The sequence below is a fragment of the Ramlibacter sp. MAHUQ-53 genome (assembly GCF_052600055.1).
On sequence record NZ_JBQWTS010000014.1, the window covers coordinates 1 to 25,299 of the forward strand.

At 68.9% G+C, this 25,299-nt stretch carries 28 protein-coding genes; 15 read left to right on the plus strand and 13 right to left on the minus strand.

The features are described from left to right. Window positions 1–134, plus strand: a 134-nt coding sequence (locus tag ACT80S_RS17445) for an acyl-CoA dehydrogenase family protein (protein WP_377418418.1), incomplete at its 5' end; no start/stop codon positions are given. A 31-nt stretch (window positions 135–165) separates the two neighbouring features. Here the strand turns inward: ACT80S_RS17445 and ACT80S_RS17450 are convergent. Next, window positions 166–1,155: an AraC family transcriptional regulator gene (locus ACT80S_RS17450; RefSeq protein ID WP_377418196.1), complete on the minus strand. Its 990-nt coding sequence runs from the start codon at window positions 1,153–1,155 to the stop codon at window positions 166–168. Between the two features lie 157 nt (window positions 1,156–1,312). Here ACT80S_RS17450 and ACT80S_RS17455 point away from each other — a divergent pair, with 157 nt between their 5' ends. The 3 genes from ACT80S_RS17455 to ACT80S_RS17465 are packed head-to-tail and all read left to right on the plus strand — an operon-like array spanning window position 1,313 to window position 4,289. Next, a complete protein-coding gene (locus ACT80S_RS17455) occupies window positions 1,313–2,155 on the plus strand; it encodes a TauD/TfdA dioxygenase family protein (protein ID WP_377418198.1) in 843 nt (280 codons plus the stop codon). A gap of 28 nt (window positions 2,156–2,183) precedes the next feature. Continuing rightward, complete coding sequence (locus tag ACT80S_RS17460) at window positions 2,184–3,242, plus strand: BKACE family enzyme (RefSeq protein ID WP_377418200.1); 1,059 nt, start codon at window positions 2,184–2,186, stop codon at window positions 3,240–3,242. A gap of 57 nt (window positions 3,243–3,299) precedes the next feature. Then, window positions 3,300–4,289, plus strand: coding sequence for a tripartite tricarboxylate transporter substrate binding protein (locus ACT80S_RS17465; protein ID WP_377418202.1), 990 nt, complete (start codon window positions 3,300–3,302; stop codon window positions 4,287–4,289). 19 nt (window positions 4,290–4,308) lie between these two features. On the opposite strand, the gene ACT80S_RS17470 is transcribed toward ACT80S_RS17465, so the two are convergent. From ACT80S_RS17470 to ACT80S_RS17485, 4 genes are all read right to left on the minus strand, one after another. Beyond that, window positions 4,309–6,240 carry a B12-binding domain-containing radical SAM protein gene (locus ACT80S_RS17470; RefSeq protein ID WP_377418204.1) on the minus strand — a complete coding sequence of 644 codons (1,932 nt, stop codon included), beginning with the start codon at window positions 6,238–6,240 and terminating at the stop codon, window positions 4,309–4,311. Window positions 6,241–6,319: 79 nt separating this feature from the next. Then, on the minus strand, window positions 6,320–7,174 hold the full coding sequence (locus tag ACT80S_RS17475; RefSeq protein ID WP_377418206.1) for a hypothetical protein: 855 nt from the start codon (window positions 7,172–7,174) through the stop codon (window positions 6,320–6,322). Window positions 7,175–7,179: 5 nt separating this feature from the next. Continuing rightward, on the minus strand, window positions 7,180–7,530 hold the full coding sequence (locus ACT80S_RS17480; RefSeq protein WP_377418208.1) for a cyclic nucleotide-binding domain-containing protein: 351 nt from the start codon (window positions 7,528–7,530) through the stop codon (window positions 7,180–7,182). After that, the gene (locus ACT80S_RS17485; protein ID WP_377418211.1) at window positions 7,527–8,033 is read right to left on the minus strand and encodes a Crp/Fnr family transcriptional regulator; all 507 of its coding nucleotides are present in this window, start codon (window positions 8,031–8,033) and stop codon (window positions 7,527–7,529) included. The genes ACT80S_RS17480 and ACT80S_RS17485 overlap by 4 nt, the downstream gene beginning before the upstream one ends. A gap of 144 nt (window positions 8,034–8,177) precedes the next feature. Between ACT80S_RS17485 and ACT80S_RS17490 the strand changes: the two genes are divergently transcribed. The 4 genes from ACT80S_RS17490 to ACT80S_RS17505 are packed head-to-tail and all read left to right on the plus strand — an operon-like array spanning window position 8,178 to window position 11,221. After that, complete coding sequence (locus ACT80S_RS17490; protein WP_377418214.1) at window positions 8,178–8,864, plus strand: 4'-phosphopantetheinyl transferase family protein; 687 nt, start codon at window positions 8,178–8,180, stop codon at window positions 8,862–8,864. Next, window positions 8,864–9,625, plus strand: coding sequence for a leucyl/phenylalanyl-tRNA--protein transferase (gene aat / locus ACT80S_RS17495; RefSeq protein WP_377418217.1), 762 nt, complete (start codon window positions 8,864–8,866; stop codon window positions 9,623–9,625). The genes ACT80S_RS17490 and aat overlap by 1 nt, the downstream gene beginning before the upstream one ends. A gap of 1 nt (window position 9,626) precedes the next feature. Then, window positions 9,627–10,373 carry an arginyltransferase gene (locus ACT80S_RS17500; RefSeq protein WP_377418220.1) on the plus strand — a complete coding sequence of 249 codons (747 nt, stop codon included), beginning with the start codon at window positions 9,627–9,629 and terminating at the stop codon, window positions 10,371–10,373. Between the two features lie 50 nt (window positions 10,374–10,423). Beyond that, on the plus strand, window positions 10,424–11,221 hold the full coding sequence (locus ACT80S_RS17505; RefSeq protein WP_377418223.1) for an IclR family transcriptional regulator: 798 nt from the start codon (window positions 10,424–10,426) through the stop codon (window positions 11,219–11,221). A 138-nt stretch (window positions 11,222–11,359) separates the two neighbouring features. Here ACT80S_RS17505 and pbpG read toward each other — a convergent pair whose 3' ends face one another. From pbpG to ACT80S_RS17535, 6 genes are all read right to left on the minus strand, one after another. Then, window positions 11,360–12,349: a D-alanyl-D-alanine endopeptidase gene (gene pbpG, locus ACT80S_RS17510; RefSeq protein ID WP_377418421.1), complete on the minus strand. Its 990-nt coding sequence runs from the start codon at window positions 12,347–12,349 to the stop codon at window positions 11,360–11,362. Window positions 12,350–12,537: 188 nt separating this feature from the next. Next, the gene (locus tag ACT80S_RS17515; protein WP_377418226.1) at window positions 12,538–14,076 is read right to left on the minus strand and encodes a 2-isopropylmalate synthase; all 1,539 of its coding nucleotides are present in this window, start codon (window positions 14,074–14,076) and stop codon (window positions 12,538–12,540) included. 160 nt (window positions 14,077–14,236) lie between these two features. Further along, entirely contained in the window at window positions 14,237–15,055 is an 819-nt protein-coding gene (gene pssA / locus ACT80S_RS17520; protein WP_377418228.1) for a CDP-diacylglycerol--serine O-phosphatidyltransferase, read from the minus strand. A gap of 75 nt (window positions 15,056–15,130) precedes the next feature. Continuing rightward, entirely contained in the window at window positions 15,131–16,147 is a 1,017-nt protein-coding gene (gene ilvC / locus ACT80S_RS17525; RefSeq protein WP_377418231.1) for a ketol-acid reductoisomerase, read from the minus strand. A gap of 44 nt (window positions 16,148–16,191) precedes the next feature. Then, window positions 16,192–16,683, minus strand: coding sequence for an acetolactate synthase small subunit (ilvN, locus tag ACT80S_RS17530; RefSeq protein WP_377418234.1), 492 nt, complete (start codon window positions 16,681–16,683; stop codon window positions 16,192–16,194). Between the two features lie 119 nt (window positions 16,684–16,802). After that, window positions 16,803–18,575: an acetolactate synthase 3 catalytic subunit gene (locus ACT80S_RS17535; protein ID WP_377418236.1), complete on the minus strand. Its 1,773-nt coding sequence runs from the start codon at window positions 18,573–18,575 to the stop codon at window positions 16,803–16,805. 271 nt (window positions 18,576–18,846) lie between these two features. Between ACT80S_RS17535 and ACT80S_RS17540 the strand changes: the two genes are divergently transcribed. The 6 genes from ACT80S_RS17540 (at window position 18,847) to ACT80S_RS17565 (ending at window position 22,069) form a co-directional block, all read left to right on the plus strand. Then, window positions 18,847–19,416, plus strand: a complete 570-nt coding sequence (locus ACT80S_RS17540) for an RNA polymerase sigma factor (protein WP_377418239.1) — start codon at window positions 18,847–18,849, stop codon at window positions 19,414–19,416. Beyond that, on the plus strand, window positions 19,413–19,829 hold the full coding sequence (locus ACT80S_RS17545) for a DUF3619 family protein (RefSeq protein WP_377418242.1): 417 nt from the start codon (window positions 19,413–19,415) through the stop codon (window positions 19,827–19,829). Before ACT80S_RS17540 ends, ACT80S_RS17545 begins: the two co-directional genes overlap by 4 nt. 16 nt (window positions 19,830–19,845) lie before the next feature. Beyond that, window positions 19,846–20,481 carry a DUF3106 domain-containing protein gene (locus ACT80S_RS17550; RefSeq protein ID WP_377418244.1) on the plus strand — a complete coding sequence of 212 codons (636 nt, stop codon included), beginning with the start codon at window positions 19,846–19,848 and terminating at the stop codon, window positions 20,479–20,481. 100 nt (window positions 20,482–20,581) lie between these two features. Further along, the gene (locus ACT80S_RS17555) at window positions 20,582–21,037 is read left to right on the plus strand and encodes an RDD family protein (protein WP_377418424.1); all 456 of its coding nucleotides are present in this window, start codon (window positions 20,582–20,584) and stop codon (window positions 21,035–21,037) included. A gap of 34 nt (window positions 21,038–21,071) precedes the next feature. Then, window positions 21,072–21,485: a diacylglycerol kinase gene (locus ACT80S_RS17560; protein ID WP_377418246.1), complete on the plus strand. Its 414-nt coding sequence runs from the start codon at window positions 21,072–21,074 to the stop codon at window positions 21,483–21,485. Beyond that, window positions 21,485–22,069: an LOG family protein gene (locus ACT80S_RS17565; protein WP_377418249.1), complete on the plus strand. Its 585-nt coding sequence runs from the start codon at window positions 21,485–21,487 to the stop codon at window positions 22,067–22,069. The genes ACT80S_RS17560 and ACT80S_RS17565 overlap by 1 nt, the downstream gene beginning before the upstream one ends. A 40-nt stretch (window positions 22,070–22,109) precedes the next feature. Here the strand turns inward: ACT80S_RS17565 and ACT80S_RS17570 are convergent, their stop codons facing one another. Together ACT80S_RS17570 and ACT80S_RS17575 are read right to left on the minus strand one after the other, a co-directional pair. Continuing rightward, window positions 22,110–22,448 carry a P-II family nitrogen regulator gene (locus tag ACT80S_RS17570; RefSeq protein ID WP_377418251.1) on the minus strand — a complete coding sequence of 113 codons (339 nt, stop codon included), beginning with the start codon at window positions 22,446–22,448 and terminating at the stop codon, window positions 22,110–22,112. A gap of 27 nt (window positions 22,449–22,475) precedes the next feature. Further along, window positions 22,476–24,140, minus strand: a complete 1,665-nt coding sequence (locus tag ACT80S_RS17575) for an NAD+ synthase (protein WP_377418254.1) — start codon at window positions 24,138–24,140, stop codon at window positions 22,476–22,478. On the opposite strand from ACT80S_RS17575, the gene ACT80S_RS17580 reads away from it, so the two are divergent. Next, the gene (locus ACT80S_RS17580) at window positions 24,127–25,299 is read left to right on the plus strand and encodes a GNAT family N-acetyltransferase (protein WP_377418257.1); all 1,173 of its coding nucleotides are present in this window, start codon (window positions 24,127–24,129) and stop codon (window positions 25,297–25,299) included. The two genes, ACT80S_RS17575 and ACT80S_RS17580, sit on opposite strands and share 14 nt — an antisense overlap.

Here is a 25,299-nt window from a genome sequence, read left to right on the forward strand (position 1 = left end):
GCGGCGCGGGCTATATCAACGAGTACCCGGTGGAGCGCTTCTACCGCGACGTGCGCCTGCTGCGCCTGTACGAAGGCACGACCCAGATCCAGCAGCTGGTCATCGGTCGGCAGATGCTGCGCGCCGCGTCCTGAGTGCGGCCCGGACGCCGGGAGCCGCCGGCGCTCAGGGCTTGTTCCAGCGCGACGGTGGGCAGCCGTACTGCTGGCTGAACCAGCGCGAGAACACGCTGACCTGCGCGAAGCCGAGCAGCTCCGCGACCTGCGACACCGAGTGGACCTCCCCCGCGAGGTAGCGCACCGCCAGGTCGCGCCGCACCTCGTTCACCACCGACAGGAAGCTCACCCCTTCCTGCTCCATCTGCCGCTGCAGCGTGCGCGCGCTCAGCCCCAGCGACTGTGCGACCAGGTCGACCGTGCAACGGCCCCGGGGCAGCTGCACATGCACGGCGCGGCGCACCTCGTGCGCGACGCTGCGGGCCTTGCGCGGCTGCAGATCCACGAAGTCCTTCGCGTAGCCGGCCATGCGCGCATCGCACAGGGGGTTGACCTTGTCCAGCTCGCCGGCGGCCAGCACCAGGCCGTCGAACTCCGAGCCGAACTCGAGCTGCCCGCCGAACATGCGCCGGTGGATCTGCGTGCCCTGCGGCGCGGCATGCGTGAAGTGCACCGACCGCGGCATCCACTGCTGTCCGAGCTGGTGGCGGCACAGGGACAGCAGCACGCCCATCGCCAGCTCCATCGGCTGCCGGCCCGGGTAGGCCCGGCCGGTGACCAGCGCCAGGCGCACCACCGACACGGTGGGGAAATCGCTCACGTCCACCACCACCGAGTCGCTGAGCAGGTGGCGGTAGTGCCTGAGCTCCTGCAGGGCCTGGCGCAGGGTCGGCTGGTGCTGCAGCAGCAGGCTGATCACGCCGAAATCGGACAGCCGCCAGGACTCGCCCACCAGCAGGCCCAGCGAGGCGCAGGAGGCCGCCCGGGCCGAGGCATCCAGCACCTCGGCCAGCGAGGCCTCGGGCACCCGCAGGTCCGGCGTGACCAGGCATGACCGGTCCAGGCCCGCATGGCTGACCATGCGTACCGGGTCGATGCCCAGGCCGCGGGCAACGGCCGAGTACTTCGCGAAGGTGGCGCTTCGGACCAGGGGCGTCATGACGCAAGCGTAAGCGAATCAGCGCCCGGCTGGCGCTGGCGATCGCTGGAATCCGGTTGGTTTGTCATGGATCGTCAAGCGCTGGCGTGCAATGTCAAGCGCCCGCTCTGGCCGATCCGAAGAATGCCCCCTGCTGCATTTCAACGAGGGACACGACATGCGAGTCGAACAGCTCACCAAGACCATCGGCGCCGAGATTTCCGGCGTCCACCTGGGGGATGCCGCGCGCTCCCCGGACCTGTTTGCCGAGATCAAGGCGCTGTTGCTGAAGCACCGCGTGCTGTTCCTGCGCGACCAGGACATCACCCGCGCCGAGCATGTCGCGTTCGCGCGGCGCTTCGGCGAGCTGGAGGATCACCCCGTCGCCGGCAGCGACCCCGACCATCCGGGCCTGGTGCAGATCTACCGCAACGACAAGCGCGAGAACTACGAGAACAACTACCACTCGGACGGCCTGTGGCGCCAGACGCCGGCCATGGGCTGCGTGCTGCGCAGCATCGAGGTGCCGCCGGTGGGCGGCGACACGATCTGGGTGAACATGGTCGAGGCCTACCGCCAGCTGCCCGACGACATCAAGAAGCGCATCGACGGCCTGCGCGCCCGCAGCAGCATCGAGCATTCCTTCGGCGCCGTCATGAGCCAGGAAGCCCGCACGAAGCTGGCCCTGGAGAACCCGCCGGCCGAACACCCCGTGGTCCGCACCCACCCCGAGACCGGCGAGAAGGTGCTGAACGTGTGCAGCTTCACCACCCACTTCGTGAACTACCACACGCCCGGGAACGTGCGCTTCGGCCTCGACAAGACGCCGGGCGCCAGCCACCTGCTGAATTACCTGATCAGCCAGGCCACCATCCCCGAATACCAGGTGCGCTTCCGCTGGAAGCCCAACAGCGTGGCCATCTGGGACAACCGCAGCACCCAGCACTACGCGGTCATGGACTACTGGCCCGAGCCCCGCAAGATGGAGCGCGCCGCCATCATCGGCGACCGGCCGTACTGATCCCCTCCCCTCATCATCGCCCCCGACCATGAACTTCCTCGACGGCCACCTCTTCCCCGAAAACCAGCAGCCGCTGATCATCACCGCCGCCCCCTATGCCCCGGGCTGGCTGCCCTCCGACTTCCCCGAAGACATTCCGGTCACGATGGAGGCGCAGATCCAGAAGGCGGTGGACTGCTACAACGCCGGCGCCACCGTGCTGCACCTGCATGTGCGCGAACTCGATGGCAAGGGCAGCAAGCGCCTGTCCAAGTTCAACGAGCTGATCGCGGGCGTGCGCAAGGCGGTGCCGGAGATGATCATCCAGGTCGGCGGCTCGATCTCGTTCGCCCCGGAAAGCGAGGGCGAAGCGGCCAGGTGGCTGTCGGACGACACCCGCCACATGCTCGCCGAGCTCGACCCGGTACCCGACCAGGTGACCGTGACCGTCAATACCTCGCAGATGAACGTGACCGACCACATGGAGGACGGTGACGTGATCGGCACCTCGCGCGAGAACCCCAAGCTCTTCGACACCTACAAGGACATGGTCGTCCCGGCCAATCCCCTTTGGGTGGAGGAGCATGTGCGCCGCCTGAGCGCAGCGGGCATCCAGAGCGCCTTCCAGTGCTACAACACCAACAGCTTCGAGTCGGTCGAGCGCCTGATCCGCCGCGGCTTCTACAAGGGCCCGCTGGTGATGAACTGGGTCGCCATCGGTGGCGGCATGGACACGCCCAACGTCTACAGCCTGGGCAACTTCCTGCGCGGCGTTCCCGACGGCGCCGTGGTCACCGTGGAGAGCAACGTGCGCAACGTGCTGCCGGTCAATATGATGGGCATCGCCATGGGACTGCATGTGCGCTGCGGCACCGAGGACGTGCTCTGGAACCAGAAGCGCACCGCCCGGCAGAGCTCGGTCCGGCAGATCGAGCAGCTGGTGCGCATCTCGCACGAGTTCGGCCGCGAGATCGCCACCGCCAAGGAGGCCCGCGAGATCTGCCGCATCGGCGTGTTCTACGACACGGCCGAGGAGGCCCTGCAGGCCAACGGCTTCGCGCCGAACCGCAAGGGCGGCAACCAGGGCTACCTGCACAAGTCGCGCTGAACCCGGGCCGCCCGCGCGGCGGCCCCCCCCCGTACAAGAATCAACAGGAGACACCCCATGAACGGCTTCGGACTTGCGCTGCGGCGCCTGCGAACCTGGACAGTGGCCGCGGCGGCCGCGGTCGCCAGCCTCGGCGCCCTGGCACAGGACTGGCCCGCCCGGCCGGTACGCATCGTCGTCGGTGGCCCGGCCGGCGGCACGGCGGACGCCCTGGCCCGGCTCGTCGCGGAAGGACTCGCCCCGGCCATCGGCAAGCCGGTGATCGTCGACGCCAAGCCGGGCGCGGCGGGCGCGATCGCGGTCGCCGACCTTCTCAAGGCTCCGCACGACGGCCACACCCTGCTGCTGATTCAGGGCGGCATCGTGAGCGAGACCCCGCAGGCCTACAAGGTCGCGTTCCAGCCGTTCCGGGACCTCAAGCCGCTGGTGCAGGTCAGCCGCCAGGGCCTGATCCTGGTGGCCAACAACCAGCTGCCGGCCCGCAACCTCAAGGAGCTGGTCACGCACATCAAGTCCCAGGGAGGCCGCATGAGCTATGCCTCCTACGCGAGCGGCATGCGGGCCCATACGTCCGGCGTGCTGTTCGGCCGCCTGGCTGGGGTGGACCTCAGCCACGTCGGCTACAAGGGGTCGCCCCCGGCGCTGCAGGACGTCATGGGGGGCCATGTGCCGCTGATGTTCGACGCGCCGGCCACCTCGCTGCCCCTGATCAAGGCGGGCAAGCTGAAGGCCTACGCGGTGAACTTCCCGACGCGGCTCACGGCGCTGCCGGAGGTGCCCACGTTCACCGAGCTCGGGTTCCCGGCGCTGAACGACGTCGGCTGGATGGGCCTGTGGTCCACGCCCGACCTGCCCGCTGGCATCCAGGCCCGGGTGCGCGAGATCACGCTGCAGTACCTGAAGCAGCCGGCCGTGCGCCAGCGCATCGAGGCCATGGGCATGGAGACGGGGCTGCCCCTGACGAGCGAGGAGCTGGCGAAGGACCTGCGCGCCGCCTACGACCAGCAGGGGGAGATCCTGCGCTCGATCCAGTACAAGCCGGAATGACGCGCCGGCGGCCGGGGTCTCAGCCCTGGCCCAGCGCCCGCGCGATCCGGTCGCGCTTGACCGTCGGCTTCGGGCACAGGCCCTTGGGCAGCTCGAACCAGGCACGCACGTCCTGCTCCAGGCCGATGCCGTGCATGAAGTTGTAGATCGCCTTCTTCAGGCCGCGACCGAGCAGGTCGTGGTCGACCCCGCGGGGCATGGGCGTGGGGTCGATGAAGCCGATGTCGTTCTTCGCGAAACGGCCCTCGGGCAGCGGCACCAGGCGCACGCCATAGGCCTGCGGGTCCTGCCCCACCGGCGAGTGCACGGTGCAGGTGAAGCGGTGGAAGAAGCCGCTGTGGATGCAGCCGTTCTCGAACAGCTGGCGCACGTACTCCAGCGCGTCCACCGTGTCCTGCAGGGTCTGCGTGGGGAAGCCGTACATCAGGTAGGCGTGGACCAGGATGCCGGCATCGGCCATGCCCCGCGTGACGCGCGCCACCTGGTCCACCGTCACGCCCTTCTTCATCAGGGCCAGCAGGCGGTCGGAGGCCACCTCCAGGCCGCCCGACATCGCGATGCAGCCGCTTTGCGCGAGCAGCTCGCTCAGCTCGGGGGTGAAGGTCTTCTCGAAGCGGATGTTGCCCCACCAGGAGATCGGCAGGTCGCGGCGAATCAGCTCCTCGGCGAGCGCGCGCAGCGCCTTGGGCGGCGCGGCCTCGTCGACGAAGTGGAAGCCGGTCTGCCCAGTCTCCTCGACGATGCGCTCGATCCGGTCCGCCAGCGTGCTCGCGGCGGCGGTCTCGTAGCGGCTGATGTAGTCCAGGCTCACGTCGCAGAAGCTGCACTTCTTCCAGTAGCAGCCATGGGCCACGGTCAGCTTGTTCCAGCGCCCGTCGCTCCAGAGGCGGTGCATCGGGTTGAGCATGTCCAGCAGGCTCAGGTAGTCGTGGATCGGCAACCCGTCCCAGGTGGGCGTGCCGACCTCCTCGAAGGGCACGTCGGGCTCGGGCCAGTTGACGAAGCGCACCGCGCCATCGTCCCCGCGCACGAAGGTACGCACCAGGCGCTCGCGCCCCCGCCCGCCCCGCAGGTGTTCGATCAGCGCCAGCAGCGGACGCTCGCCGCCATCGAGGGTGACGAAGTCCACGAAGTCGAACAGGCGCGGCTCGGACAGCTCTCGCAGCTCGGTGTTGACGAAGCCGCCCCCCAGGACGATGCGCACCTGCGGATGCCGCGCGCGCAGGGCCTGCGCGATGCGCAACGCGCCGTAGACCGAGCCGGGGAACGGCACGGACAGCAGCACCAGCTGCGGCGCATGCGCGTCGAAGGCCTGCAGGGCCAGGTCCGCCAGCACCTCGTCGACCAGGTTCGGGGGCGCCGCTAGCGCCTGCGCCAGCGGGTCGAAGCTCGGCTGCGCCGCAGCCAGCGACTCGGCGTAGCGCACGAACTCGAAGCGCTCGTCCACCGCGTCGCGGATCACGTCGGCAAGGTCGTTGAGGTACAGGGTGGCCAGGTGGCGGGCGCGGTCGGTGCTGCCCAGGGCGCCGAAGGCCCAGCCCAGGGGGTCGCCGGACTCGCCGTCGTCGTAGGCATCGACCGCCGCGAAGCGCGGGCCCTCGGGCAGGAAGCCGCGGCTGGCGATGCGGTGGGCCAGCGTGTCGTCGCGCCCCTGCAGGAAGGCAACCACGCGGTCGATGGTGGCGGCGTAGCGCGGGTAGTGGTCGAGGAAGCTGTTCACCGGCGCGCTGCGCCGCGCCTCGTCCAGCGCCAGGGCGGCCTCCCGCAGGCGCGCCACGCCATCGCGCGACAGCAGCCGCAGCACCAGCCCCAGCGCCAGGTCGGCCTGCGCCGCCGCGATGCCGCGCGAGCGCAGGAAGCCGGTGAGGTAGGCGGTGGAGGGATACGGGGTGTTGAGCTGCGTCATCGGGGGGATGAGGCTCAGCACCTGGAAAGGCGTGGGATCAGGCATGCGACCGGGGCGTAGGAGCGTGCGGCCCCGCACCGGAGCCGCCGGGTGGATTATCCGCGCCGGGCGGCGCGCGCCGGCTTCAGGCCGCCGGCAGCGTCGCCTTGATCGACTCGATCTCGCGCCGCTTGACCTCGTCCAGCCCCAGCACGCGGGCGGCCGGCGTGGAGAACAGCGCCGCATGCTCCAGGAAGAACAGGCGGGCCTTGGGCGACTGCAGGTTCTTCGCTGCGACCGGGTTGGCCACCTCCCACTCCACGGCCAGCCGGTGCGTCTGGGCCTCGGCGGTCACCGGCAGGGTGCTGGCCATGATGTCGGCCTCCTCCACCATCACCGCCAGGCAGTCGCGATCGCCCAGGCTGAACGGGCGGCCCGCGATCGCCTGGTGCGAGGCCTTCACCTGCGAGGGCTCGGTGCGCAGGATGCAGTGGGTGACCGTCGCCTCGTCGCGGGCATCGAGGCCGTGCCGGCGCATCACCGGGCGCAGCGCCTCCAGGGAGCGGTTCTCCAACTCGTACGGCACGCGGTTGATCAGGCCGGTGTGCAGGTAGTCGTGCCCCGCCATCACCAGCAGCGCGATGGCCTCCTGCAGGCCCAGGCCGCGGGACTCGCGCCCGTCGACCCGGCGCTGCGCCAGCAGCAGGTGGGTCATGCACACCAGCGTATCGGCGATGTGCAGGCGGCTGTGGTACTGCGGCTCGCAACCGGCGCCATGGCGCTGGCGGCCATCCGCCTCGACCAAGGCCGCCACGTCCAGCGCGCACCGTGCCACGGGCTGCGCGCGCGCGCGCTCGGATTCCTCGATCGGGCCCAGCCGGTCCAGGCAACGCTGCAGCACCAGCGCCAGGCCCGGCCACTGCGCCGGCCAGGGCTCGCGCAGCGCGCGCAGCGTATCGTCGAGGGAGCGGGCCAGTTCGTCGCAGCGGGGATGGGCCATGGCGGTCATTTTCCGGAACGCAGTGCGTTGTGCATGTTCTGCTGCAGCATGAGCGCCTCGAACACGGGCGTGAGGATGGCCGACTGCGACTTGAGCATCGCGCGCAGCCCCTCGGCGGTGATCTCCAGGCACTTGGAGGCCTCGCGCGCCACCGCGGTCGCGCCGCGGATGCCGCCCTGCAGCATGGCCTGCTCGCCAAAGGACTCCCCGGAGCGCAGCGTCGCGAACACGGTGCCGGAGTTCTTGTCCCGCATGTCGATCGCACCGGACTGGATGAAGTACAGCTTGTCCGCCGGCGCGCCGGCCTCGAACAGCACTTCGCCCTCCTTGAGGTCCACTTCCTGGAAGGTATTCACAGCAGCAACTCCGGCGGTTTCTCGAGTTTGAGCGTGCGCATGACGGCCGATTTCAGGATGCCGCGCAGCCCCTGGGGCATCTTCTTGACCAGCTTGCCGATGGTCGACATCGGGAACACGCGCACCTGGCAGTGGCTCACCGCCACCACGGTCATGCTGTAGGGCAGCCCGCCCACGCCTTCGGCGAGGCCGATCACGCTGCCCGGCCCCATCCGGTAGATGGTCTCGCCCTGCACGCCCAGGGCATGGCCCTTGATCACGAAGTAGGCGGCGCCCACCGGCCCGCCCGCGGTGCAGATGCGTGAGCGCGCGTCGAAGAACGAGGTGCTGAGCTCCGAAGAGCCCCAGAGGGAGAAGTACAGGCGCTCGTCGCTGGTGAGCTTGCCCGACTGGTACAGCTCGATGCTCTGGGGCGAATACGGATCCACCACCCCCAGCGCGTGCAGGTGGTCGATGTCGACCGCGAAGGTGCCCGCGACGGTCGGGATCGTCGAATCTTGCATAAGCCCGTTGAACTACCCAAAGTTGGAATTGTAAGAGTCATGCGCGACCGTTTAATCCGCGCCAAAAGCGGGCGTGTACAAATTCTCCCGGCGCACACGACCCGCCCGCCCGGACGGTCGGCCCGCGCTGGCCATAATGGCGCGGTGGAGGTCTGGCACGTCCCCCTGCGAATCCCGGCTGCTGCCGTCGCCCGATGGCGACCGGCGCTCGACGCCGGCCAGCGCGCGCAGGCCCGGCGCCTGCGCCACCCCCTGCTGCGACGGCGTGCCGCCGCCGCCCAGGCCGCCCTGCACGCGCTGCTGGCACGCCGGCTCGGTTGCGAGGCGAGTGCCCTGCGCCTGGCGCGCGGCGCCTTCGGCAAGCCCCACCTCACCCACCCCGAAGCCGGGCGCGGCCTGCACTTCAACCTGTCCCACTCGGGCGACCACGCCCTGGTGGCGCTGGCTGCCGAGGGCCCGGTGGGCGTCGACATCGAGGTGCTCGACCCGCGCGTGTCGCTCGAGGACCTGCTGCCCGCCTTCACGGCGGCCGAGCGCGCCGAGATCGGCGCCGCTCCCCTAGCCGAGCGCCGCTGGCACGCCTGGCGCTGCTGGGTCCGCAAGGAGGCGGTGCTCAAGGCCCTGGGCTGCGGCCTCGCCGGCGGGCTGGACCGCTTCGTCGTGAGCACCGGCGAGGCGGCTTGCATCGTGGCCGGCGACCTGCCGGGGCTCGCCCCCGGCCGCTGGCAGCTGGCACCCCTGGACCGGCCGGGCCAGTGGGCCGCGGCGGTCGCGTGGCAGGGGCCGTCCGCCGCCCCCATGCTGCGCCCCTGGCGGTGGGACGCCGCCTGATGGTCCGCCGCCGCCCCGCCCTGCCCTGGCTCGAGCCGGGCGACGACTTCCCCGAACCGGCCCGCGCCTGGGGTCCGGAGTCGCCTGCGCCCGGCCTGCTGGCGGCCGGCGGCGCGCTTGACGTCGACACCCTGCTGCGGGCCTACCGCAGCGGCATCTTTCCCTGGTTCAGCGACGGCCAGCCGATCCTGTGGTGGAGCACCGACCCGCGCATGGTGCTCATGCCCGCCGAGTTCCGCCTCCACCGCTCGCTGCGCAAGACCCTGCAGAACTTCATCCGGCACCCCGGCTGCGAGCTGCGTATCGACGACTCCTTCGACCGCGTCATCGAGGCCTGCGCCCGCAGCCCGCGCGAGGGCCAGAACGGCACCTGGATCCTGCCGGCCATGGTCTCGGCCTACCGCGCGCTGCACCGCGCCGGCTTCGCGCACAGCGTCGAGACCTGGATCAATGGCGAGCTCGCTGGCGGGCTGTACTGCGTGGCCATCGGCCACGCCGTCTTCGGCGAATCCATGTTCGCGCGGGTGACCGACGCTTCCAAGATCGCCCTGGCCGGCCTGGTCGCGCTGTGCCGCGCGCAGGGCGTGGCCCTGGTCGACTGCCAGCAGAACACCCGCCACCTGGCCTCGCTCGGCGCCCGCGAGATCGACCGCGGCGACTTCCTCGCCGCCGTCGCCCGCGGCACCGAGGCCCCGCCGCTGCGCTGGCATTTCGATTCCGTATACTGGCGCGAACTCCTGCCGCAGACGCCCGGAAGCTAGCGTGACCCACCTCAAGGACCTACCGCTACAGACGCTGCAGTTCTACGCCACCGCGCCTTACCCCTGCAGCTACCTCCCAGGCCGCCAGGCCCGGTCCCAGGTCGCCACCCCGAGCCACCTGATCCACAACGACGCCTACTCGGAGCTGGTCACCAACGGCTTCCGCCGCAGCGGCATGTTCACCTACCGGCCGTACTGCGACGGCTGCCGCGCCTGCATCCCCCTGCGCGTGCGGGCGCACGACTTCAAGCCCGACCGCAGCCAGCGCCGCGCCTGGGCCCAGCACGCCGGCCTGCAAGCGCGCGTGCTCAAGCTGTGCTTCGTCCCGGAGCACTACCACCTGTACCTGCGCTACCAGACCGGCCGCCACAGCGGCGGCGGCATGGACCACGACAGCATCGACCAGTACACCCAGTTCCTGCTCCAGAGCCGGGTGAACTCCCGGCTGGTCGAATTCCGCGAAACCCAGGCCGACGGCTCGCCCGGCGCGCTGCGCATGGTCTCCATCCTCGACGTGCTCGGCGACGGCCTGTCCGCGGTCTACACCTTCTACGAGCCCGACCCGAAGGCCTGCTACGGCACCTACAGCGTCCTCTGGCAGATCGAGCAGGCGCGCCAGCTCGGGCTGCCCCACGTCTACCTGGGCTACTGGATCGCCGAAAGCCGGAAGATGAACTACAAGTCCCGTTTCCAGCCGTTCGAGACCCTGCAGGACGGCCGCTGGGTGCCCGGAACACCTGCCGGATAGCCAAATTCGGTTTCACCAGATAAAATCCCGCCGGTCCGGAGGGATTGCCCATGAAGAAGACCGATGGCGGCGCACCCGCCACGCCCACCATCCAGGTGATCGAGCGCATGTTCGCGCTCATCGATGTCCTGGCCTCGCGCGAGGAACCCATGCCGCTCAAGGAGATCGCCGAGCGCACCGGGCTGCACCCGTCCACCACCCACCGCATCCTGAACGACCTGGCCATCGGCCGCTTCGTCGATCGCCCGGAGGCCGGCAGCTACCGCCTGGGCATGCGCCTGCTGGAGCTGGGCAACCTGGTCAAGGGCCGCCTCAACGTGCGCGATGCCGCCCTCATGCCCATGCGCGACCTGCACAAGCAGATCCAGCAACCGGTGAACCTCTCCATGCGCCAGGGCGACGAGATCGTCTACATCGAGCGCGCCTACAGCGAGCGCTCCGGCATGCAGGTGGTGCGCGCCATCGGCGGCCGCGCGCCGCTGCACCTCACCTCGACCGGCAAGCTGTTCCTGGCGGCCGACGACCCGCAGCGCGTGCGGGCCTACGCCACCCGCACCGGCCTGGCGGGCCACACGCGCAACAGCATCACCCAGTTGCCCATCCTGGAACGCGAACTCGCCAAGGCGCGCCAGTACGGCATGGCCCGCGACAACGAGGAACTCGAGCTGGGCGTGCGCTGCATGGCGGCCGGCATCTACGACGACCAGGGCCGCCTGGTGGCCGGCCTGTCCATCTCCGCGCCGGCCGACCGGCTGGACGAGAACTGGCTGCCCAAGCTGCAGGCCACTGCCGACGAGATCTCGGCCGCCCTCGGCTTCCAGGGCGAGAAGCGCCAGGCCGCGGCCTGAGGCCGGCGCCGGCGCACGGCGCACGGCGGGCATGACGCGCACACCGTACGCGCCCCCGCCGCCTTCCAGTACCCCATGAAAAACGGCCCCTCGGGGCCGTTCGTGCTTCTGCGCCCCGCGGCGCCCCGCGTCGCGCGATCAGCTGTGGGAGTTGCGGGCCGTGGAAACGTTCGCCGGCACCAGGGCCGCCTTGCTGTTGTGCTCCACCCAGCGACGGACGCGCTCGGCGTCGGCAATACGGCTGAGCTTGCCGGCGGAATCCAGGAAAACCATCACCAGCCGACGGCCGGCGACCTTCGCCTGCATCACGAGGCACTGGCCGGCCTCGGAGATGTAGCCGGTCTTCTGCAGACCGATGTCCCAGTCGGGATGCTTCACCAGGCGGTTGGTGTTGTTGTACTGCAGCGTCTGCTTGCCCACCGCCACCTGGGCGCCGTGCGAGGTGGAGTACTCGCGCAGCATCGGGTCGTTCGAGGCGGCCGCCACCAGCACCGCGAGGTCGCGCGCGCTGGACTGGTTTCGGCTGGACAGCCCGGTCGGCTCCACGTAGGTGGTGTTGTTCATGCCGAGCTGGCGCGCCTTGCCGTTCATCAGGGAAACGAAGGCCTGCAGGCCGCCCGGGTAGGTACGGCCGAGAGCATGGGCGGCGCGGTTCTCGCTGGACATCAGCGCCAGGTGCATGGCCTCGGCACGGGTCAGCTGGGCACCCACGCGCAGGCGGGAGCCGCTGCCCTTCTCGGTGTCCACGTCGTCCTGGGTGATGGTGATGACCTCGTCCATCGGCAGCTTGGCTTCGGAGATGATCATGCCGGTCATCAGCTTGGTCAGCGAGGCGATCGGCAGCACTGCGGTGTCGTTCTTCTGCAGCAGCACCTCGCGGGTGTCCTGGTCAATCACCAGGGCCACGCTGGAGCGCAGGTCGAGGTCGTCCTGGGTGGAGTGCAGGCCGGCCATCTGGCCGTAGGACGGACGGGCCGCCACGACGGCGGCACCCGCCACGGCCGCGCCGACGACGGCACGGCGCTTGGCCTTGGACGACACCGCCTGGGCCTTGGCCTTGCGGACGGCCGGCTCCTTGGAAGGCGAGGTCGGCGCAGCAGCGGCAATGCCGGTGCCTGACAGGATCATCAGGGCTGCAACTGCGTGTACCAGGCCGTTCCAGGTTTTTTTCATCGCCATCCAATACCAAAGGATGCATTTCCCCCGCCACGCTCGGAAAACGCCATTCCAAAGCGTCAAACAACGAGGGAAAACTGCACTAATTCAACGACTTAGAAGCAATTCCTAAGTCTGTTTCCGAATTATAGGTATTGAAACTAGCCTTGTGCAGCCACCCGCTCAGATTTACTTTGCAGCTTGTTCAGGGCGGCCAGGTAGGCCTTGGCGGAAGCGACCACGATGTCGGGGTCGGCGCCGACGCCGTTGACCACGCGCCCGGCGTTCTGCAGCCGCACCGTCACCTCGCCCTGGCTCTCGGTCGAGCCGCTGATGGCATTCACCGAATACAGCACCATCTCGGCGCCGCTGCGGACATGGCTCTCGATGGCCTTGAGGGACGCGTCGACCGGGCCGTTGCCGTCCGACTCGCCGGTCACTTCCTTGCCCTCGACAGTGAACACCACCTTGGCATGGGGACGCTCGCCGGTCTCGCTGTGTTGCGCGAGCGAGACGAAGCCGTAGTGTTCCTGGTGGCTGGCCGCGCTCTCGTCGCTGACCAGGGCCAGGATGTCCTCGTCGAAAATCTCGCTCTTGCGGTCAGCCAGTTCCTTGAAGCGGGCGAAGGCGGCAATCGTCTCGGCCTCGCTCTCGAGCGCCACGCCCAGTTCCTGCAGGCGCTGCTTGAACGCGTTGCGGCCGGAGAGCTTGCCCAGCACGATCTTGTTGGCGGCCCAGCCCACGTCCTCGGCACGCATGATCTCGTAGGTGTCGCGCGCCTTGAGCACGCCATCCTGGTGGATGCCGGAGGCATGGGCGAAGGCGTTGGCGCCAACGACCGCCTTGTTCGGCTGGACCACGAAGCCGGTGGTCTGGCTGACCATGCGGCTGGCGGCGACGATGTGCGAGGCGTCGATGCCGACATCCAGGCCGAAGTAGTCGCGGCGGGTCTTCACCGCCATCACCACCTCTTCGAGCGAGCAGTTGCCGGCGCGCTCGCCCAGGCCGTTGATGGTGCACTCGACCTGGCGCGCGCCGCCGATCTTCACGCCGGCCAGGGAGTTGGCCACGGCCATGCCCAGGTCGTTGTGGCAGTGGACCGACCAGATGGCCTTGTCCGAGTTGGGCACGCGCTCGCGCAGCTCGCGGATGAAGTTGCCGTACAGCTCAGGCACCGCATAGCCCACGGTGTCCGGGATGTTGATGGTGGTCGCGCCTTCCTTGATCACCGCCTCGACCACACGGCACAGGAAGTCCAGCTCGCTGCGGTAGCCGTCCTCGGCGGAGAACTCGATGTCAGCGCAGACGTTACGGGCGAAGCGCACGGCCTGCTTGGCCTGCTCGAGCACCTGCTCGGGCGACATGCGCAGCTTCTTTTCCATGTGCAGCGGCGACGTCGCGATGAAGGTATGGATGCGCGCGCGGCTGGCGCCCTGCAGGGCCTCGGCGGCACGGGAGATGTCGCGGTCGTTGGCGCGCGAGAGCGAGCACACCGTCGAGTCCTTGATCGCGTTGGCGATGGCCTGGACGGCCTCGAAGTCCCCGTTGGAACTGGCGGCGAAGCCGGCCTCGATCACGTCGACCTTCAGGCGCTCGAGCTGGCGGGCGATGCGCAGCTTCTCGTCCTTGGTCATGGAGGCGCCGGGCGATTGCTCGCCGTCACGCAAGGTGGTGTCGAAGATGATCAGCTTGTCTGCCATGGGAGCTCCTGAAAAACGATCCGAAAGCAAAACGGCCCGCTGCGGGTGCAAACGGGCCGTGAGTGGGGTGTGCGCGCGCGCTACCGTCTCCGCCCGTGGGGGATTAGCAGCAGGGCCAGCGAGATGCGCGACATGAAATGCACTCTATCACAGACGAGCATCAATCGTGCAAGCCACGTTCGTCAGGCTCATCGGTGGAAGTACTGATGACGCTGGTGGGGTGTCCCTTCGCCTTGCGCCAGCCGTAGATCACGTAGCCGGACAGGCTGTAGGCCACGAACAGCCCGAACAGCACGATCGGCGGGTGGATGTTGATCACGGCGATGCCCAGGGCGATCAGCACGATCGCGGCGAACGGCACCGACTTCTTCATGGACACGTCCTTGAAGCTGTAGAAGGGCACGTTGGTGACCATGGTCAGACCGGCGAACAGCGCGAAGGCGAACATCAGCCAGGCCACGTCGACCGGTTGCACCACCTGCTCCTCCATGAGCCAGATGAAGCCGGTGACCAGGGCCGCGGCGGCCGGCGACGGCAGGCCCTGGAAGTAGCGCTTGTCGACCACCGCGGTGTTCACGTTGAAGCGGGCCAGGCGCAGCGCCGCGCAGGCGCAGTAGACGAAGGCGGCGATCCAGCCCCAGCGGCCCAGGCCCTTGAGCGCCCACTCGTAGGCGATGAGGGCCGGCGCGGCGCCGAAGGACACCATGTCCGACAGCGAGTCCATCTGCTCGCCGAACGCGCTCTGGGTGTTGGTCATGCGGGCCACCCGCCCGTCGAGGCTGTCCAGCACCATGGCGCTGAAGACACCCGCGGCCGCCAGGTCGAAGCGGCCGTTCATGGCCATCACGACCGCATAGAAGCCGCCGAACAAGGCGGCCAGCGTGAACAGGTTGGGAAGGACGTAAATGCCCTTGCGGGGCTTGCGCACCGGCACTCCCTCGGTCAGGGGCGCGGGTTGCGATTCGGAACCATCATGCATGCGCGCAGTGTAACCAAGCCCCCGAAAAACAAAGGCCGCCCCGGGGGGCGGCCTTGTTCGCGGCGCGGGAGCGGCTTAGTTGCGGGTCTGGTCGACCAGCTTGTTCTTGGCGATCCAGGGCATCATGGCGCGCAGCTGGGCGCCCACCACTTCGATGGAGTGGTCGGCGGTGTTGCGGCGGCGGGCGGTCATGCTCGGGTAGTTCAGGCGGCCTTCCTGGATGAACATCTTGGCGTAGTCACCGTTCTGGATGCGCTTGAGGGCGTTGCGCATGGCCTTGCGGGACTCTTCGTTGATCACCTCGGGGCCGGTCACGTACTCGCCGAACTCCGCGTTGTTGGAGATCGAGTAGTTCATGTTGGCGATGCCGCCCTCGTAGATCAGGTCCACGATCAGCTTCAGCTCGTGCAGGCACTCGAAGTAGGCCATCTCGGGGGCGTAGCCGGCCTCGACCAGGGTCTCGTAACCCATCTTGATCAGCTCGACGGCGCCACCGCACAGAACAGCCTGCTCGCCGAACAGGTCGGTCTCGGTCTCTTCCTTGAAGTTGGTCTCGATGATGCCGGCCTTGCCGCCGCCGTTGGCCATGGCGTAGGACAGGGCCAGGTCACGGGCGCGGCCGGACTTGTCCTGGTGCACGGCGACCAGGTGGGGCACGCCGCCGCCCTGGGTGTAGGTGTTGCGCACGGTGTGGCCGGGGGCCTTGGGGGCGACCATCCACACGTCCAGGTCGGCGCGGGGGACGACCTGGTTGTAGTGCACGTTGAAGCCGTGGGCGAAGGCCAGGGAAGCGCCCTGCTTGATGTTCGGCTCGACGTTGTTCTTGTACACCTCGGCGATCTGCTCGTCGGGCAGCAGGATCATGACCACGTCGGCGGCCTTGACGGCCTCGTTGACTTCCATCACGGTCAGGCCGGCCTTGCCGACCTTGTCCCAGGAGGCGCCGCCCTTGCGCAGGCCGACCACGACCTTCACGCCGCTGTCGTTCAGGTTCTGGGCGTGGGCGTGGCCCTGCGAGCCGTAGCCGATGATCGCGACGGTCTTGCCCTTGATCAGGCTCAGGTCACAGTCCTTGTCGTAGAAAACTTTCATTTTTCGTCTCTCTTAAAAAAAGGTTGTCGCCAGCAGCGGCGGGATTAAACGCGCAGGATGCGCTCGCCGCGGCCGATGCCACAGGCACCCGTACGGACCGTCTCGAGGATGGCCGTGCGGTCGATCGCCTCCAGGAAGGCGTCGTTCTTGGACTGGTCGCCGGTCAGCTCGATGGTGTAGCTTTTCTCGGTGACGTCGATGATGCGTCCGCGGAAGATGTCGGCCATGCGCTTCATCTCCTCACGTTCCTTGCCCACGGCGCGCACCTTCACGAGCATCAGCTCGCGCTCGGTGTAGGCACCCTCGGTCAGGTCGACCACCTTGACCACCTCGATGAGGCGGTTCAGGTGCTTGGTGATCTGCTCGATCACGTCGTCGGACCCGGTGGTCTGGATGGTCATGCGCGACAGCGACGGGTCTTCCGTCGGCGCCACGGTGAGCGATTCGATGTTGTAGCCGCGGGCCGAGAACAGGCCCACCACGCGGGACAGGGCGCCCGGCTCGTTCTCGAGCAGGACTGCGATGATGTGTTTCATTTTGACGAGACTCCTCTTTTCGACTTCGCGGAAGCTTGCGCTTTCGCCGCCCTCCCCCGCGCACGGTAATGCGCGGGCTCGGCGGTCAATAGATTCGCTGCAGGGGAAAGGGATGGACTTTACAGGTCTTCGGAACCGAGCAGCATCTCGGTGATGCCCTTGCCGGCCTTGACCATGGGGAACACGTTCTCCGTGGGGTCGGTGCGGAAGTCCATGAAGACCGTGCGGTCCTTGAGCCGGCGAGCCTCGCGCAGGGCCGGCTCGACGTCGCGCGGGTGCTCGATCAGCATGCCCACATGGCCATAGGCCTCCGCCAGCTTCACGAAGTTGGGCAGCGCGTCCATGTAGCTGTGGCTGTAGCGGCCTTCATAGTCCAGCTGCTGCCACTGGCGCACCATGCCCAGGTAACGGTTGTTCAGCGCCATCACCTTGATCGGGGTGTTGTACTGCAGGCAGGTCGACAGCTCCTGGATGCACATCTGCACCGAGCCTTCACCGGTCACGCAGTACACCTCGGAGTCGGGCTTGGCGAGCTTGATGCCCATGGCATAGGGAATGCCCACGCCCATCGTGCCCAGGCCGCCGGAGTTGATCCAGCGGCGCGGCTCCTCGAACTCGTAGTACTGCGCGGCCCACATCTGGTGCTGGCCGACGTCGGAAGTGATGTAGGTGTCCACGCCACGGGTGAGCTTCGAGAGGGTCTCGATCACGTACTGCGGCTTGATCACTTCCTGGTTGTCGCGGTCGTAGCGCAGGCAGTCACGCTGGCGCCAGCCCTCGATGGTCTCCCACCAGCCGGCCAGGGCGTCGGTGTCGGGCTTCAGGCCGGACTCCTTGATCATGGCGATCAGCTCGGCCAGAACCTCCTTCACGTCGCCCACGATGGGGATGTCGACCTTCACCCGCTTGGAGATGCTGGAGGGGTCGATGTCGATGTGGATGATCTTGCGCTCGTTCTGCGCGAAGTGCTTGGGGTTGCCGATCACGCGGTCGTCGAAGCGCGCGCCCACGGCCAGCAGCACGTCGCAGTGCTGCATGGCGTTGTTCGCCTCCAGGCGGCCGTGCATGCCCAGCATGCCGAGGAACTTCGGGTCGCTGGCCTTGATGGCACCCAGGCCCATCAGGGTGTTGGTGCAGGGGTAGCCGAGCATGTCGGCCAGCTCGCGCAGCTCCGCGGTCGCATTGCCCAGGACCACGCCGCCGCCGGTGTAGATGTACGGGCGCTTGGCCGACATCAGCAGTTGCAGCGCCTTGCGGATCTGGCCGCCGTGGCCCTTGCGCACCGGGTTGTAGGAGCGCATCTCCACCTTCTCGGGGTAGCCGGTCCAGGCGGTCTTGTTGAACGAGACGTCCTTGGGGATGTCCACCACCACCGGGCCGGGGCGGCCGCTGCGGGCGATGTGGAAGGCCTTGCGCATGACATCGGCCAGGTCGCGGACGTCCTTCACCAGGAAGTTGTGCTTGACGATGGGGCGCGTGATGCCGACGGTGTCGCACTCCTGGAAGGCGTCCAGGCCGATGGCGGCGGTGGGCACCTGGCCGGTGACGATCACCATCGGGATGCTGTCCATGTAGGCGGTGGCGATGCCGGTGATGGCATTGGTCACGCCCGGGCCCGAGGTCACCAGGGCCACGCCCACGTCACCGGTGGCGCGCGCATAGCCATCCGCCGCGTGCACGGCGGCCTGCTCATGGCGCACCAGGATGTGCTGCATGGTGTCCTGCTTGTACAGGGCGTCGTAGATGTGCAGGACCGCGCCGCCCGGGTAACCCCAGATGAACTTGACGCTCTCGGCCTGCAGGCACTTGACGAGGATTTCGGCGCCACGCAGCTCTTGCGAGGCGGCGCCAGCGGCAGCTGCCGAAGCGATTTCGGCCTTGGAGATTTCCATGATCAACCTTCCGATTCTTCTCTGACGAAAAACGTGGGGTGCCCCTTCGCCCGCCCTCGTGAGGCAGCGTCGGGACTTAGAGCGCCGGACCATGGGCGGGAGGGTTCATCCGCCGGATCAGGGCTCGTTTGCCTATGACGTGCAGCCGCCATTATCGCACTGCAGCACAGCCGCGCCAGCCCGGATCCCGGCCAATGCCATAATTCCGCGCCGCCGAGACCCAGCCGACTGGGCGCGGGCGGTACCCGAGAAGACACCCCGCAGCCGCCCCTTGGCCACCGAACGAGAACTATCCGACTTCCTGCGAAGCGTGGAAAAACGAGCCTACAAGCGCTCGGTCTACCACGTCCGCGACGAGGAAGCCGCCCTCGACATCGTGCAGGAAAGCATGATGAAGCTGGCCGAGCACTATGGCGACAAGCCGGCGGACGAGCTCCCCATGCTGTTTCAGCGGATCCTGTCCAACTGCACGCTGGACTGGTTCCGCCGCCAGAAGACCCGCAGCGCCCTGTTTTCCAACCTCAGCGAGTTCGAGACGGACTCCGAGGATGGCCAGGATTTCGACCTGCTGGAAACTTATTTGCCCTCCGATGCCTCCGAACGGGTGGAGAGTGCCGAAGACGCCACGCGCCGGGCCCAGATCTTGCGAGAGATCGAAACCGTCATCCAGGAATTGCCAGCACGTCAACGGGAAGCGTTCCTGATGCGTTACTGGGAGGACATGGACGTGGCCGAAACGGCGGCGGCCATGGGCTGTTCGGAAGGCAGTGTCAAGACGCACTGCTCCCGCGCGGTTCAGGCCCTCAGCAAAGCACTGAAGGCTCGGGGAATACAAGCATGACCAACTCGCCCGCACAACGCACGCAAAGACTGCACGACCAGTTCGGCCGGCGCGTTGCCGCGCGCCTGTCGGAGGGCAGCCAGTCGCTGCCGCATGACGTGTCCGAGCGCCTGCGTGCCGCCCGTGTCCGGGCCGTCGCCAGCCGCAAGCCCGAGCCGATCGTCAGCCGCGTCCGCGGTTTCGCCCTGGCCGGGTTCAACAGCGCCCAGGAGCACCTGGGCTTCTGGGGCCGCCTGGCCTCGGCCCTGCCGGTGGTGGTGCTGGCCGCCGGCCTGGTCGCGATCCACCTGGTCCAGAACGAGATCCGCGCCAGTGAAGTCGCCGAGGTCGATGCCGCCCTCCTCACGGACGACCTGCCGCCGGCCGCCTATGCCGACCCGGGCTTCGCCCAGTTCCTGAAGACCGGACAGTAAGGCCAGGGGACCCCGCGTGTTCCTGGCCCCGACCTCCCCTCGCCTGCGTCGCCTCGGGCGGCTGGCCGCACTGGCTGCTTGGCCGCTGGCCCTAGCAGCCACGGCCGTCCAGGCCCAGGCGCCCGCGCAGGCCTCGGCCGCCACGGTCGCGTCCTCGGCCCTACGGGCCGTCGCCACGCCATCGGTCCCGAACTGGAGCCAGCTCTCCCCGGACCAGCGCCAGGCCCTGTCGCCCCTGTCCCGCAGCTGGGATCAGCTGAACGAGCCCCATCGCCGCAAGTGGATCGCCCTGGCGGCCAATTTCTCCCGCCTGCCGCCGGCCGAGCAAGCCAAGATGCACAGCCGCATGGCCGAATGGGCCTCGCTGAGCCCGCAGCAGCGCTCCCAGGCACGCCTGAACTTCGGCGAGGCCCAGCAGCTGTCGGCGGACGAGAAGCGCGCCAAGTGGGAGGCCTACCAGGCGCTCCCGCCCGAGGAGCGCCGCAAGCTGGCCGAGGGCGCTACCCCGAAGCAGCCGCCGGCCACCGCCGCCGCCCTCAAGCCGGTGCCCCACAGCAAGCTGGCCAACGTGCCCCGCCCCGGCCAGGACGAACCCAAGCCCCCGCGAATCGTGGTGGTGCCGCCGGGCGAGTCGACCCCACCCACCCATTGAAGGCTTTCCCAGCGTGAGTTCCTCCCCCCGGTCCGAGGCGGTCGCCGCCGGCGCGGCCTCCCCGGTCGACGCCCTGCGCGCCCCCAGCCTGCGCCGCCGCATGGCCTGCTGGATGTACGAAGGCGTGCTCCTGTTCGCCATCGTCTTCATCTCCGGCTGGCTGTTCAGCACCCTCGGCCAGATGCGCGACGCCATGGACGCGCGCCGCCCCCTGCTCCAGGCATTCCTGTTCATCGTCTTCGGCATCTATTTCGCCTGGTTCTGGGCCAAGGGCCAGACCCTGGCCATGAAGACCTGGGGCATCCGCATCGTCGACCCGCAGGGCCGCCCCGTCAGCCAGGGCCGTGCGCTGCTGCGCTACTTCCTGGCCTGGATCTGGTTCCTGCCGCCGCTGGCGGTACTGGCCCCGATGCGCCTGCCCGCAGGCGAGGTGGCCGTGCTCACGATCGGCTGGGTCTCGGTCTGGGCGCTCCTGAGCCGCTTCCATCCGCAACGCCAGTTCTGGCACGACGCCCTGGCCGGCACCCGCTTGGTCACAGCGGCGCCCAAGGCCTGAAGCGGCGCCGTCCGGGTACGCGAGAATGGCGCGCATGCCGACGCTGCCCGACGCCGATTCCGCGCCCTCCCCCGCCAATCCCCAGAAGCTGCGCACCGGCCTGGACCGCGTCTGGCACGCCACCGGCTACTCGCTGGCCGGCCTGCGTGCGGGCTGGGGCGAGACCGCCTTCCGCCAGGAGGCCATCGCCGCCCTGGTCCTGGTGCCCGCCGCTTTCTGGCTCGGGCGTTCCTGGGTCGAAACCGCCCTGCTCGCCGGCTCGGTGCTGCTGGTGATGATCGTGGAGTTGCTCAACTCGGGCATCGAGGCCGCGATCGACCGGATCGGCCCCGAGTGGCACAGCCTGTCCAAGCGCGCCAAGGACATGGGCAGCGCGGCCGTCCTGCTGTGCCTGCTGCTGGCCGGCGGCATCTGGGCTGCCGCCCTCCACCAACGCTTCTTCGTCTGATGACCCCGAATTTTTCCATTTGCGTCTACTGCGGCTCGCGCCCCGGCAACGACCCCGTCTTCACCGAGGTGGCCCGCGAGGTCGGCCACTGGATCGGCCGCCACGGCGGCCAGCTGGTCTACGGGGGCGGCAATAACGGGCTCATGGGCCAGGTCGCCGACGCCACCCTGGCGGCAGGCGGCCGGGTGGTCGGCATCATCCCCCGCGCCCTCGTGGACAAGGAGTTCGCCAAGCGCGATTGCACCGAGCTGCACATCGTGGAAACGATGCACGAGCGCAAGCGGATGATGGCCGAGCGCGCCGACGCCTTCCTGGCGCTGCCCGGCGGCATCGGCACCTTCGAGGAGCTGTTCGAGGTCTGGACCTGGCGCCAGCTCGGCTACCACGACAAGCCGGTGGGCATCCTGGATGTGGCGGGCTACTGGGCGCCGATGATGGCGTTCATGCGGTCGGCCGTGGGCCACGGCTTCATGAACGACTGGCAGATGGGGCTGGTGCGCACCGGCGGCGACGCGCCGGAACTGCTCGCGGCGCTGGTGCAGGAAGCCGGGCTCAAGGCGCCGGCCGACCTCTCGCAGATCTGAGGCGACCCGCGCGGCGCCTGGCGCCGCGCGGCCGGGCCCGTCAGATCGCGGTTTCGTCGATCTCGCCGGTGCGGATGCGAACCACGCGTTCGACCGAGGTGATGAAGATCTTGCCGTCGCCGATCTTGCCGGTGCGGGCGGCCTTGACGATGGCGTCCACGCACTGGTCGACCACGTCGTCGCGCACCACCACTTCGACCTTCACCTTGGGCAGGAAGTCGACGACGTACTCGGCACCGCGATACAGCTCGGTGTGGCCCTTCTGGCGGCCGAAGCCCTTGACCTCGGTGACCGTCAGGCCGGTGACGCCGCATTCGGCCAGGGCCTCGCGGACTTCCTCGAGCTTGAACGGCTTGACGATGGCGGTGATCTGTTTCATGGAACTTGTCTTGCTTCTTTCGGGGAGTCAGGCGCGAAAACGCGCGGTAATAGGATAGCGCCAATCCTTGCCGAAGCTGCGGTGGGTCACGCGGATGCCCACCGGCGCCTGGCGACGCTTGTATTCGTTGATGCGGATCAGGCGGGCGATGCGTTCGACCGTGGCCCGGTCATGGCCGGCGGCGACGATTTCCTCCACCCCCTCGTCCTCCTCCATGTAGCGCTCCAGGATCGCGTCCAGCACCTCGTAGGGCGGCAGGCTGTCCTGGTCCTTCTGGTCGGGGCGCAGCTCGGCGCTGGGCGGGCGGGTGATGATGCGCTCGGGGATCGGGCTGGCGCCGGTGCCGTACGGGTCGTTGGCGTTGCGCCAGCGCGCGAGGCTGAACACGCGGGTCTTGAGCAGGTCCTTGATCACCGCGAAGCCGCCGGCCATGTCGCCATAGAGCGTGCAGTAGCCGGTGGCCATCTCGCTCTTGTTGCCGGTGGTCAGCACGATGCTGCCGAACTTGTTGGACAGCGCCATCAGCAGGGTGCCGCGGATGCGGGCCTGCAGGTTCTCCTCGGTCGTGTCCTCGGGCAGGCCGGCGAACTCGGTGGCGAGCGTGGCCTTGAAGGCCTCGAACATCGGCACGATGGACATCTCGTCATACCGCACGCCCAGGCGCCGGGCCATCTCCCGAGCGTCGATCCAGGAGATGTCGGCGGTGTAGGGCGAGGGCATCATGACCGCGCGCACCTTGTCGGCGCCGAGGGCATCGACCGCGACGGCCAGCACCAGGGCGGAGTCGATGCCGCCCGACAGCCCGAGCAGCACGCCGGGGAAGCCGTTCTTGCCGACGTAGTCGCGCACGCCGAGCACCAGCGCATCCCACAGGTCAGCCTCGTCGCTGTGCACCTGGGACAGGGCGCCGGACAGCGTGACGCCGCCCGCCCCGGCCTGCGCCTGGAGCATGAAGGCGGCCTCGCGGAAGGCCGGCGCGCGGGCCACCAGGGCGCCGGCGGCCGAGACCGCAAAGGAGGCGCCGTCGAACACCACCTCGTCCTGCCCGCCCACCAGGTGGGCATAGACCAGGGGCAGGCCCACGGCCTGGGCGCGCTCGGCCATGCGGGCGATGCGCTCGGTGCCCTTGCCCACATGGAACGGGGACGCGTTGATGACGGCGAGCACCTGGGCACCGGCATCGCGCGCGTCGCGGGCCGGCGCCTCGAACCAGGCATCCTCGCAGACCAGCAGCCCCACCCGCACGCCCTCGACCTCGAAGACGCAGCTGCCCTCGCCGGGCGCGAAGTAACGGCGCTCGTCGAAGACCTGGTAGTTCGGCAGCTCGCGCTTGGCGTAGCTGGCGACGACGCGGCCCTCGCAGACCACGCTGGCGGCATTGAGCCGGCGCTGGACCTGGACCGAGCGGCTGCGGACGTCGCCGCCCTTCGGGTGCCCCACCACCACGTGCAGCCCCTTCAACCCGGCGAGCTCGCGGGCCACCGCGTCCAGGGCATCATCGCAGGCGGCGATGAAGGCCGGGCGCAGCAGCAGGTCCTCCGCGGGATAGCCGCACAGGGACAGCTCGGGGGTGACGACCAGCCGGGCGCCCCGGGCGTAGGCCTCGCGCGCGGCGTCGATGATCTTGCGGGCATTGCCGGCCATGTCGCCCACCACGACATTGAGCTGGGCTATACAGATGTTGAGGGCCATTCCAGCAGTGAAAAACAACTCGTTCGATTATGTCACCCGCCTCTTCGCCGACCCCGCCGGGATCCCGCGCGACGCCTGGAACGCGCTGCTGGCCCACGAGGCCCAGCCGACCCCGTTCATGCGCCACGAGTACCTGGGCGCACTGCACGCCAGCGGCAGCGCCGCGCCGCGCACCGGCTGGACCCCGGCCTTCCTGACCCTGTGGCGCGGGGGCGAACTGCAGGCAGCCTGCCCGCTCTATCGCAAGGCCCACTCCTACGGCGAGTACGTGTTCGACTGGGCCTGGGCCAACGCCTACGAGCAGCACGGCCTGGCCTACTACCCCAAGGGGCTGGTCGCCGTGCCGTTCACGCCGGTGCCCGGCGCCCGGCTGCTGGCGCGCGACGCGCAAGCCCGCCGGGCGCTGGTGCGGGCCCTGGTCGCCTGGTGCCGCGAGGAAGGCCTGTCCTCCCTGCACCTGCTGTTCCTCTCCGAGGCGGACGCGGCCGCCTGCGAAGCCGAGGGCCTGATGGCCCGCAGCACCGTGCAGTTCCACTGGGACAACGCCGGCTACGCCGACTTCGACGCCTTCCTCGCCAGCCTGGCGCAGGACAAGCGCAAGAAGATCCGCCAGGAGCGGCGCAAGGTGGCCGAGGCCGGCGTGGGCTTCCGCGCGCTCGAGGGCGCGGCGATCTCGCCGGCCGACTGGGACTTCTTCTACCGGTGCTACGAGCGCACCTACCGCGAGCACGGCAACCCCCCGTACCTGACCCGGGACTTCTTTGCCCGCATGGCGACCGACATGCCGCAGCACTGGGTCATGTTCGTGGGCGAGCGCGGCGGCCGGCCGATCGCCGCCAGCCTGGTGGCCACCGGTGACGGCGTGGCCTACGGCCGCTACTGGGGTGCGCTGGAGCGGGTCGACTGCCTGCACTTCGAGGCCTGCTATTACCAGCCGCTGCAGTGGTGCATTGCCCGGGGCCTGCACCGCTTCGAGGGCGGCGCGCAGGGCGAGCACAAAATGGCAAGGGCGCTGATGCCGGTGAAGACATGCAGCGCCCATTGGCTGGCGCACCCGGCGTTCGCCGATGCGGTGGAGCGGTTCCTCGAACGGGAGGGCCAGGGCGTCGAGGCGTACCTGGAGCACCTCGAAGCCCGCAGCCCGTTCCGGGCCGCCTGA